This window comes from Micromonospora sp. NPDC004336, assembly GCF_053602615.1.
In genome coordinates, this window is the sequence record NZ_JBSGDY010000228.1 from 1 (window position 1) to 7,817 (window position 7,817).

The following is a 7,817-nucleotide window of genomic DNA, read 5'->3' on the forward strand; positions in this document are numbered from 1 at the left end:
CGGCCTGCCGGGCGGCCAGGTCGCCGCTCACGTCACCGCCGGGAAGCCGGCGGCGGCGGCGAGGGCGTCCAGCTCGGCGCGCAGCGTCGCGGCGGGCGGGTAGTGCCCGTCGCGCTCCAGCAGCAGCGCCGGCGGCCGGCGGCGGGCGCACAGCTCGCGCAGCAGGTCGAGCACCGCCGGGGGCACCGGATCGGTGTGCGTGTCGTGGTAGAAGCCGCCATGGTCGGCGCCGCCGGCCACGTGCAGGTAGGCGACCCGGTCCAGCGGCAGCCGGTCGAGCAGCGCGACCGGGTCGGTGCCCCGGTTGCGGGCGTTGGCGTAGACGTTCGCGACGTCGAGCAGCAGGAACGCGCCGGTGCGGTCGAGGATCTCGGTGAGGAAGTCGGCCTCGTCGAGCTCGTCGTCGGGCCAGTCGAACAGGGCCGCGATCGGTTCCAGCGCGATCGGCGCCGGCAACTCCGCCTGGGCGCGGGCGACGTTGGCGCAGACCGCGTCGACCGCCGCCCGGCTGCGGGGCAGCGGCAGCAGGTGGCCGGCCTCGACGCCGCCGGCCCGGACGAACGCGATGTGCTCGCTGACCAGCGGCGCGTCCGTCAGCTCCGCCACCGCCGCCAGGTGGGCGACCCGGGCCGGATCGACGGGCTCCGCGCCGCCGAGGGAGAGCCGCACGCCGTGCGGTACGACCGTCACGTCGCGCTCGCGCAGCGCGGCGAGCCCGGCGGGCAGTGGCCCGGTCGCCGGGACGGACTCCGCGACGACCTCCACGAAGCGCAGCCCGGGCAGGTCGGCGACGAAGCCGGAGATCTCCGGCCGCCAGCCGATGCCGACCCCGTGCGGGCCGGTCATCCGCCGCACCCGCCTCCGCACCCGCCGCCGCAGCCGCCCCCGCCACCACCACCGCCGCACGAGCTGCCGCCGCCGCAGCCGGAGGAGCCGCCGGCGCTGCTGGCCGCCTGCCGCTGGATCTCGGCCTGCTCGGCGAAGCCGGGATCCATCGCCCACAGCGACGCGGCGCCGAACAGCGCCACGCCCATCGCGGCGCCCGTCGCACCGTAGGTGGCGTAGGCGGGGGCCGACGCGGGGGCGAGATAGGTGTGCCGCTGCCGCAGGCCGCGCAGCTCCCGGGTGGCGGCGCGGGTCCGCCGGGGCACCCGGTAGAGCAGGACCACGGCCACGATCAGCGGGAGCTGGCTCAGCACGAGCCAGCCGACCGGCCGGTCGTTGGACAGGCCCGCGAAGATCCGGACGAAGCCGACCAGCAGCAGGGCGGAGAGCAGGACCGTGCCACGGAGCAGGGCCGCCCGGCGGGCCGGCGAGAGCGCCAGCCCGCGCTCCTCCAGGCCGGTCCGGAGCTGGTCGAGCGCCCGGCGCACCCACTCGTCGTGGCGCAGCTCGCGGGTGGTGGCGTTCCGGCCGGCCGCGCGGTGGATCGCCTGGTCCAGCGGGGTGAGCCCGGCCGGCGGCGGGCCGCCGGTCGCGAGCCGCCGGTCCGGTCGTACGCCGATCGCCCCGCTGCCGCGCAGCCCGCCCAGCGAGGTCCAGATCGCGAGCTGCTCCCCGCCGTTGAGGTAGGCGACCTGCTGCGGGCCGAGCGGGCCGATGTCGCCGGCCGACGGGCCGGCGAGGACGCGGGCCCGGTGCACGATCGAGGCGACGACGACCACGGCGGCGGCGAGGAGGTAGACCCGGAGGAAGAGGGGGCCGGGGATGCCCCAGGTGTCACCCGGTGCGGCGAGGACAGTCATCTGCTGCTCCTGTCGAGCGAGGGGGTCGCCCCATTGTGGGGCAGTCCCGCCAGGCCGGACCCGTCGCGGTGGGCGAGTTACCGGACCGATACGCGGGCGGCCGGACGCGGGGAGGGACGGCGCGGCGGACGCGCCGCCGGCGGGCGTCGTGCGGTCGGCGGCGGACCGTCTCCTCGACCAGACGCGGCGCCGTGCCGGTCGGCGGGGACCGCCTCCTCGACCGGACGAACCCGCGCGCCGGTCAGCGGCGGCGGACCGCCTCCTCGACCAGGTCGAGCACCGGGCCGAGGTCGCCGGCGGGGCGGCCCATCGCCAGGTGCAGCACCAGCCCGTCGTAGGCGAGTTCGAGGAACTGGGCCAGCACGTCGATCGGCACGTCCTCGCGGAGCACGCCGGCCTCCCGCTGGCGGGCCAGCCGCTCGCGGGTCGCCTCGGCGATCGCGGCGGACCGCTCGGCCCACCGCTTCGCGAACGCCGGGTCGGTGCGCAGCCGCCGGGAGACCTCGAGCTGGCTGCCCAGCCAGCCGGTGGTGTCGGGGGAGACCGCGCCGGCCAGCAGGTCCCGCATCACCTGGACCAGGCCGTTGCGGGCGACCGTCTCCACCATGGCGGCGGCGTCGTCCTCGGCGACGGCCAGGAAGAGCGAGTCCTTGTCGCGGAAGTGGTGGAAGATCGCGCCGCGGGACAGCCGGGTGGCCTCTTCGAGCCGGCGCACGGTGGCGCCCTCGTAGCCGTGCCGCGCGAAACACGCCCGCGCGGCGGCGAGGATCTCCTGCCGGCGCGCGTCGAGCTGGTCCTGGCTTACTCTGGGCACGGGTCGATCGTGTCAGGTCGCCCCTCGTCTCGCAAACCGTACGTACGGCTTGGTTTGCGCCGAACGAATGATCATCGGGCGTGGCGGACGCCGTCTAGGATCGGCGCGTGACGTCACCCCCCGCCGCCGAGGCCTCCGCTGCCGAGGTCCCCGCCGCCGCCGAGGTTCCCGCCGCGCCGCTGACCGTCGCGACCGTGCAGGCCGAGGCCGTACCCGGCGACGTGGCCGGCAACGCGGCCACCGCCGCCCGGCTCGTCCGCCGGGCCACGGAGCGGGGCGCCCGGGTGACCGTGCTGCCCGAGCTGTTCCTGCCCGCGTACCACCCGCAGACGCTGGCGGCCGACCCGGCCGGCACCGACGTCGCGGCCGACGCCACCGCGACGGTCGCAGACCCGCGCCTGGACCCGCTGCGCGAGGCCGCCCGCGACGGTGGCGCCGCCGTGGTGGTCGGCGCGGCGGTCCGGCACCCGGACGGCCGGCGGACCATCTCCTCGCTGGTGGTCGACCCGGCCGGCGTGGTCCGCGTCGGCTACGACAAGCAGCAGCTCTGGAGCGGCGAACGGGAGCTGTTCGTCGCCGGCGACCGGGGCGCCACCCTGCTGGTCGACGGCTGGCGGTTCGGGCTCGGCATCTGCTACGACGGCTGCTTCCCGGAGCACGGCCGCGCCGCCGCGGTCGACGGCGCGCACGGCTACCTCTGCCCGAGCGGCTACGTGGTCGGCTCCGAGCACCGCCGCGACCTCTACTACGCCGCCCGCGCGCTGGACAACACGATGTACGTGGTCTTCTCCAACGCAGTCGGCGGGGAGGGCCGGTGGCGGTTCGGCGGCGGCGCCGCCGTCTACGACCCGGAGGGCCGGCCGCTGGCGCGCGGCGCGGACACCGGGGAGGACGTGCTGGTCGTCGCGCTCGACCCGGAGGCCCTCGCGGCCACCCGGGCGGCCCACTCCATGCTGCTCGACCGCCTGCCCGACCAGGGGCCCGCGCGTTCGCTGCTGTCGGCCTGACGCCGGCCCGCCGCCGCCACCGGGGCAGGCGCCCGAGGGCTCGGCGGTGCGCCGGACGCCGGCCCGTCGCTCGGGCCTGTCGGGGGCGGTCGGAGTCCCGTAGGGTGCCCGAGTGCCGTTGCTCCTGCTGGACCTGGACGACACCCTGCTCGACCGGGCCGGCCCCTTCCGCGCCTGGGCGGAACGCTTCCTGGCCGGCGTCGGCGCGCCGGCCGGCGACATCGACTGGCTGCTCTCCGTCGACGCCGACGGGCTGACCGACCGGTGGGACGTGGCGGACGCCGTCCGGGACCGGTACGGGCTGCGGATCCCCTCCATCGACCTCGTCGAGGAGCTGCACGACGGCGTGCTCGCCAACACCCGGCTCGACCCGCTGGTCGCCTGCGCGCTGCGGATCGCCGCCGACGCCGGCTGGACGCCCGTGGTGGTCAGCAACGGCGCGGTGCGGCAGCAGGAGGTCAAGATCCGGCGTACCGGGCTGGACCGGTTCGTCGCCGACTGGGTGATCTCCGAGGAGGCCGGGGTCAGCAAGCCCAACCCGAGGATCTTCGCGCTGGCCGCGCGGCGGGCGCGGCTGCCGCTGCGGGGCGCCTGGGTGGTCGGCGACGGGCCGGAGGCGGACATCGGCGGCGCCGCCGCCATCGGGCTGCCCAGCGTCTGGCTGCACCGGGGGCGCGCCTGGACCGACGGCCGGTTCGCGCCGACGCGCACCGCGGACGGCCTGATCGCCGCCGTCGCGGTGGTGCTGGGCGGCTGACGCCCGGCCGGTAATTCGGTTGCCCCGCGACGCCGGAGGCGTGAGCATGGTCGGCGCATCGTGCACCCGGGCGTGCGCCCGGTCGAGGAGAGGGGGTCGGTCATGGCCGTCTTCGCAGGTCACTTCCACCTGCCTCCATCAGCCTCGAGCAAGGGATCACCACCGCAGTGCGCGATCACGACCTTCCGGCGCGCGAGCGCCGTAGCCGCGGCAAGCGCCGCTTCGACGACGACGAACAGCTCTTCCTGAAGCGCGGCCGGGCCGCCGAGCCCGCCCTCGCCGACCCCGACGCCGAGCCGGACCCCGACACCGGGGAGCGCTGGTCCTCCTGGGACGACGCCGTGCACGGCCCGCAGCCCCACCCGGACTGGCTGGTCACCGAGCTGGCCGCGAAGGACACCGAACTCGGTGTGCTCAAGACCGGCAAGGAGGCGGACGTCCACCTGGTGCGCCGCGCGGTGCCCGACACCGACCGGTCCTGCCTGCTGGCGGTCAAGCGCTACCGGGACGCCCAGCACCGGCTCTTCCACCGCGACGCCGGCTACCTGGAGGGGCGCCGGGTCCGCCGCTCCCGCGAGAACCGGGCGATGGCCGGCCGCACCGCGTTCGGCCGGCAGATGATCGCCGGGCAGTGGGCAGCGGCGGAGTTCGACGCGCTGGCCCGGCTCTGGGAGATCGGCGCGCGGTACGGCACGATCTCCGTCCCCTACCCGGTGCAGCTGCGCGGCACCGAGCTGATGCTGGAGTTCCTCGGCGACCCGGCCGAGGGGACGGCCGCGCCCCGGCTGGCCCAGCTGCGGCCGGAGGCCGGCGAGCTGCGCGCCCTGTGGGAGCAGATGGTCGACGCCCTGGTGGTGCTCGCCCGCGCCGGCCTCGCGCACGGCGACCTGTCGCCGTACAACCTCCTGGTGCACGCGGGGCGGCTGGTGCTGATCGACCTGCCGCAGGTGGTCGACGTGGTGGCCAACCCGCAGGGACCGGAGTTCCTGGCCCGCGACGTCCGGGTGGTCGCGACCTGGTTCGCGGCCCGGGGGCTGGTGGCCGAGACGGCCGACCCGGCCACGCTGACCGCGCTGCTGCTGCGGGAGGCGGGGATCCGTTGACCGGGTGCGCCGGGCGGCCGTCTCCGGTCGCCCGGGGCCGGGCTCACTGCAGGTAGCGCTCGACCTCGGGCCTGGGGCGCACGCCCTGGGCCTCCGGGTCGCCGTGGGTCTGCCGCGCCGCCCGCCGCCGGCGCAGCAGGTCCCAGCACTGGTCGAGGGACTCCTCCAGCTCGCGCAGCCGGGTGCGGGCGTCGTCGTCGGTGCCCGACTCGTTGGCCTGGGCGTCGGCGCGCAGCCGGTGCTCCTCGTCGACCAGCTCGGAGATCCGGTTCAGGATGGTCTTGTCGTCCATGCACTGAGCGTGGCACAGGCGGTGCGGGCGCGCCCGGATTCCACCGTTGGCCGCCCCCGCCGCGCGGGCGCTGCGGCAGATTTCTGGTGGCCGAGGTGGGCGGCGGGATCGCCGGCGTGGCCCGGACGGCTCTGCCGTACGAGAGCGCCGAGCCGGGCTCGGCATCGTCGTGCGTCGCGAGCTGCGGGGGCCGGGACGGCGCTGCTCGCCGCCGCGCAGGAGCGGCTCGCCGGCCTCGGGGTGTGCCGGGCGTACGCGCGGGTGGTAGACGAGCCGGCCGCCGTCTCCTTCGCCGCGCGGCGCGGCTATCGGCCGGGCCGACGGAGCACGCCGTGCGCGCGGTGGACGAGTGGTTCGGTTACCAGCGGGTGGCGGCCGAGTGGCGTTACGTGCGCACCCTCCACGAGTGACACCCGCCACGAATTCCTTCATGGATCAGCATTCCCATGAGAAGAATTTTCGTAATGCGGCTAGCGCGGGTTCGGCGAGGGGTGGCATGCTTCCCGGAATCGTGACGCACGGCAGCCGTCCCAGGGACGGTCTGTCACCACGCAGCGTGACCGTCGGTGGAAGGGAGCATCGGGTGCAGGGGTGTCATGGTTGACCTGGATGCCGCCGCGCCCGCCCGAGCCGCGCGCGCGGTGCCACTGTGGAGGATGCTGCCCGACCTGGTGCGTGACCCGCTCGGCACGCTCGTGCGGGAGGCGGACGCCGCCCCCGGCCAGGTCCTCCGCCTCAACCTCGGGACGATCCGCCCCTACCTGGTCACCGAGCCGGCCCACGTGCAGCAGGTGCTGCGCGACAACGCGGCCAACTACACCCGCGGCGGCCGGAGCATGCTGTGGCGGCCGGTCCGGCGGCTCACCGGCGACGGCATCATGTCCGACGGGCCGGAGTGGCAGGCCAGCCGTGGGCGGATGCAGCCGCACTTCACGGCCAAGCGCATCGACTCCCTGGTGGACTCGATGAGCCGCGCGGTCAGCGAGGCGGTCGACGAGTTCGACGAGCCCGCGCGGACCGGCCGGTGGCTGGACGCCGGCGCCGAGCTGGGACGGGTCATCTGCCGGGCGATCAGCAGCGTCTTCTTCGCCGACCGGGTCACCCTCGCCGACCAGCTGCGGATCGTGGCCGCCCAGGACACCATCGTGACCGCGCTGCGGGCCCGCCTGCTCCTGCCGTTCCTGCCCGACGCCGTGCCGGTGCCGGGCGACCGCGCCCTGCGCCGCGCCGTCGGCGTGGTCGACGAGATCATGCTGCCCCTGGTCCGCGCCGAACGGGCCCACCCCCGCGACGGCGACGACCTGCTCGCCGCCCTGGCCAACGCCCGCGACGAGGACGGCCGTCCGCTCGGGGAACAGCGGGTCCGCGACGACGTCGTGTCCATGTTCGCCACCGCGACGGAGACGACGTACGCCGTGCTGACCTGGCTGTGGCCCATCCTCGACGCCAACCCGGAGGTGGCCCGCCGCCTCTACGCCGAGCTGGACGAGGTGGTGGGCGCCGACCGGGTGATCAGCCGGGAGCAGCTGCTCGCCCTCACCTACACCCGGTCGGTGGTCGACGAGCTGCTGCGCATGTACCCGGCCGGGTGGCTGGTGCCCCGCACGGCGGTGGCGGACGACGTCATCGGCGACACCAGGATCCCCGCCGGCAGCATCGTCGCCGTCAGCTCCTACGTCACCCAACGGCTGGCCCGGTACTGGGACCGCCCGGACACCTTCGACCCCGAGCGCTTCCGCGCCGACCAGCCCCGCCGGAGCCACCGGTACGCGTACTTCCCGTTCGGCGGCGGCCCGCACCAGTGCCTCGGCATGTACCTGTTCAACCTGGAGGCTCCGCTGGTCGTGGCGACGATCCTCAGCCGGTACCGCTTCCGGCTGCGCGACGCCGGGATGCCGCCCAAGCAGCTCGCGGCGACCCTGCGCCCGGGGCGGCCCGTCGTCATGGCGCTGACGCCCGTCCACGAGCGGAGGCCGGAGTGACCACGGCGCGGGCCGGCGACCGCGCCACCGCCGAGGGACCTGATGCGTACGAGACCCGGCCTGTTCGCGATGCAGGTCCGGGCGATCGTCGAGGCCGCGGTCGAGTGCGCCCGGGAC

8 protein-coding genes are annotated in these 7,817 nt (G+C 76.1%); 4 read left to right on the forward strand and 4 right to left on the reverse strand.

Annotated features, from left to right (window positions below):
* Positions 1 to 27: 27 nt before the first annotated feature.
* The 3 genes from ACWENR_RS28220 to ACWENR_RS28230 all read right to left on the reverse strand — a co-directional run bounded on the left by ACWENR_RS28220 (position 28) and on the right by ACWENR_RS28230 (position 2,559).
* On the reverse strand, positions 28 to 846 hold the full coding sequence (locus ACWENR_RS28220; RefSeq protein ID WP_452279987.1) for a DUF692 domain-containing protein: 819 nt from the start codon (positions 844 to 846) through the stop codon (positions 28 to 30).
* Positions 843 to 1,745 carry a TIGR04222 domain-containing membrane protein gene (locus ACWENR_RS28225; protein WP_452279988.1) on the reverse strand — a complete coding sequence of 301 codons (903 nt, stop codon included), beginning with the start codon at positions 1,743 to 1,745 and terminating at the stop codon, positions 843 to 845. Before ACWENR_RS28225 ends, ACWENR_RS28220 begins: the two co-directional genes overlap by 4 nt.
* Before the next feature lie 241 nt (positions 1,746 to 1,986).
* Positions 1,987 to 2,559, reverse strand: coding sequence for a TetR/AcrR family transcriptional regulator (locus ACWENR_RS28230; protein ID WP_452279989.1), 573 nt, complete (start codon positions 2,557 to 2,559; stop codon positions 1,987 to 1,989).
* Positions 2,560 to 2,666: 107 nt separating this feature from the next.
* On the opposite strand from ACWENR_RS28230, the gene ACWENR_RS28235 reads away from it, so the two are divergent.
* From ACWENR_RS28235 to ACWENR_RS28245, 3 genes are all read left to right on the forward strand, one after another.
* A complete protein-coding gene (locus ACWENR_RS28235; RefSeq protein WP_452279990.1) occupies positions 2,667 to 3,566 on the forward strand; it encodes a carbon-nitrogen hydrolase family protein in 900 nt (299 codons plus the stop codon).
* Between the two features lie 112 nt (positions 3,567 to 3,678).
* The gene (locus ACWENR_RS28240; RefSeq protein WP_452279991.1) at positions 3,679 to 4,323 is read left to right on the forward strand and encodes an HAD family hydrolase; all 645 of its coding nucleotides are present in this window, start codon (positions 3,679 to 3,681) and stop codon (positions 4,321 to 4,323) included.
* Positions 4,324 to 4,490: 167 nt separating this feature from the next.
* Entirely contained in the window at positions 4,491 to 5,426 is a 936-nt protein-coding gene (locus ACWENR_RS28245) for a serine protein kinase RIO (protein WP_452279992.1), read from the forward strand.
* Positions 5,427 to 5,469: 43 nt separating this feature from the next.
* On the opposite strand, the gene ACWENR_RS28250 is transcribed toward ACWENR_RS28245, so the two are convergent.
* Positions 5,470 to 5,718 carry a DUF2630 family protein gene (locus ACWENR_RS28250; protein ID WP_452279993.1) on the reverse strand — a complete coding sequence of 83 codons (249 nt, stop codon included), beginning with the start codon at positions 5,716 to 5,718 and terminating at the stop codon, positions 5,470 to 5,472.
* Between the two features lie 641 nt (positions 5,719 to 6,359).
* On the opposite strand from ACWENR_RS28250, the gene ACWENR_RS28255 reads away from it, so the two are divergent.
* Complete coding sequence (locus ACWENR_RS28255) at positions 6,360 to 7,700, forward strand: cytochrome P450 (RefSeq protein ID WP_452279994.1); 1,341 nt, start codon at positions 6,360 to 6,362, stop codon at positions 7,698 to 7,700.
* Positions 7,701 to 7,817 lie beyond the last annotated feature (117 nt).

Bases quoted from the DNA above. Each gene is read 5' to 3' on its own strand.
- ACWENR_RS28220 (WP_452279987.1), bottom strand. From the start codon at position 846: ATGACCGGCCCGCACGGGGTCGGCATCGGCTGGCGGCCGGAGATCTCC.
- ACWENR_RS28225 (WP_452279988.1), bottom strand. From the start codon at position 1,745: ATGACTGTCCTCGCCGCACCGGGTGACACCTGGGGCATCCCCGGCCCC.
- ACWENR_RS28250 (WP_452279993.1), bottom strand. From the start codon at position 5,718: ATGGACGACAAGACCATCCTGAACCGGATCTCCGAGCTGGTCGACGAG.